The sequence below is a fragment of the Bradyrhizobium ferriligni genome (genome assembly GCF_056837965.1).
Genome location: NZ_JBXEJO010000414.1, coordinates 1 through 383, shown reverse-complemented (window position 1 = coordinate 383; position 383 = coordinate 1). Strand labels below are relative to the sequence as shown.

The following is a 383-nucleotide window of genomic DNA, read 5'->3' as shown; positions in this document are numbered from 1 at the left end:
GTATGAATAGTCAGTAAGCAGCTGTAAAAGTGTATTATCAGTTCTATCAATTTTTTAGTTAAATAATATAGAAAGAATCTGTTTTTCAAAAAAATTGATCGATAAAATAAGAGCTACCCTTCAACATGAAGGATAGCTCTTATTTTTTCTATTATTAATTAATGAACGCGAGTTTCATTATTTTCTTGCATACGATCAGATGTTCGTTCTACTGCACCTTTAGCGTTTTCTGTTTGTCGAGAAGCAAAATCTCCTGTTTTTGATGCCGCGTTGGAGACTTTATCTTGAACTGTCTCGCTATCTTCTTGATACTCAGCTTCTGACTTAATGTCGACCACATTGATATTGACTTCAATTACATCTAGTTGAGTCATATTGGCTAC

General features: G+C 33.2%; 1 protein-coding gene. It reads right to left on the bottom strand.

The genetic code is table 11. The features are described 5' to 3' along the window. Positions 1-158: 158 nt before the first annotated feature. The coding region (locus tag AC1VNY_RS42935) for a hypothetical protein (RefSeq protein ID WP_482409745.1) at positions 159-383 on the bottom strand (225 nt) is incomplete at its 5' end.